Here is a 1,732-nt window from a genome sequence, read left to right on the forward strand (position 1 = left end):
CGAAGTTTCTTCTGTAGAGTTCCGGGTTTTCCTGTCCTACCTGGGGGTTGGAATATGAGTAGATCTTATTTCCTTTTGAATGATACTTCTGAGCCTGATCGGGCTTCAGGTCCTGCTGGATAACAGCAACGTCAAGTATGTCTCCCATTGCGTCATAAGTTTCATAGTAGCCAGCGACAAATACCTTAGCGCCTGCCTCATGAACGGCGTTCCATGCTGCTCTCTGGCTTGTAAGCTGGCTTCCGCGTGCTTCATCAATGCCGTAAACATAGAGTTCTTTCCCACCGTACTGTGCAATCTTGTTTTTCCACTGCTGAACCTGTGATTTAAGGTTGTTCAGGTCTGAAGTATTAGTTGAGTTACCGGTTCCAAGGCCGAGTGTAAAGAGCTTATCCATAGGAAGGCCGACTTCTTTTCTTATCTGGAGATCCATATCCAGGTTCTGGAGTATCTGGTAAGTAGTCGGGTAAAGGACACCGTGGTCTTTCAGATCCTGCATTTCCCTTCTGTACTCATCCAAGTTTTTCGTGTTGTAATTGAAAGGAACGTCAACCCACTTATCAGCATAACCATGATAATAGATGCTGTATGTAAGGCGTGACTGATCCAGGTCAAAAGGAAGAACTTCAATTTCAATCGGGAAAGATGTTACAGTTCCCTGATCACTGGTGATTGTCATGGTTGTGGTATACTTTCCAGCCTGAGTGTTGTCAGGAACGTGGACTGTCATCCAGATCTGTCTGTTTGTTGATCCATCCAGAGAGAAAGGCTGAAGTGTGTCGGCATCCTTTACAGTAACGTCATTTGTCGGGAACGTAGCACCCGGGTCGCTGATATTCTGGTAGTACTGTGAGCCGTCTGACTTTTTTGTACAAAGAAGAGAATTGGTCTGTGCAGAATAGTCAACCTTAACCAGGTTATCATTCTTTACAAGGAGTTCCTGAGTTAAGTGCTTAATAACACCGGTCTCAGCGATATCTGATTTGTAGCCTGACTGATACCATACCTTAACAATTGAAACATCCATACGGTTGGCAGGAATTGTCATTGAACCGTTCTTGAAGTCTGTCCAGTTAAACTTAATGTTATTTATCTGCCCCTTGGGCTGGATAAAAAGTGAAAGGGATTCAAATTCCCCTCTTGCTACACGGACTGACATCTTTGAAATCGGTGTTATTGTTGCCGGAGTATTCTTTCCTGTCAGTTCCTGATGAAGTGTAGCGGGCATTGAATATACGTCTAACAAAGCTGCAGCAGAGCTACCTGTTGCGGATTTGTTATTACTCTGTGCAAATATCTGCAGAGTAAGTATGCTGAGGAACAAGCTTATAACGAGGCCTCTAGTCGTAATCTTAGTCATCATTTCATTCCTTAAATAATTGATCGTGACTAGACTAAGGCAACTCGGGTGCCACATGGGTTAACTTTAATTTCGGGCTGAAATCAAACTTTCATTCACTTTGAGCCCTTTAATTGTTGGCTAATATTAAGCATCTGATCAATGTGGAGGAGACAAAATAATGCCCTAAATCCTTATTTTTAAGATACTTACAATTTTCATTATTTTATTTTTTGAGTCTTCAGCAGAGGCTATGTATACAAAAAAAAGATCTGTTCTTAAGTAAACATAAAACAGGAAAGCCCTGAGGGAATTGGTATTTTCCTTCAGGGCTTTCATTAACTTACTTTTCAGAGCGTGTTACTTCACGAGCATCATTTTTCTGTTCTGGAC

General features: G+C 42.0%; 1 protein-coding gene. It reads right to left on the reverse strand.

The features are described from left to right. Window positions 1-1,363: hypothetical protein (locus HF312_21535; GenBank protein ID MCU7522794.1), on the reverse strand; the 1,363-nt coding region annotated here is incomplete at its 3' end. Window positions 1,364-1,732: the final 369 nt, after the last annotated feature.

The organism is Ignavibacteria bacterium, from assembly GCA_025612375.1.
Lineage (GTDB): Bacteria > Bacteroidota > Ignavibacteria > Ignavibacteriales > SURF-24 > JAAXKN01.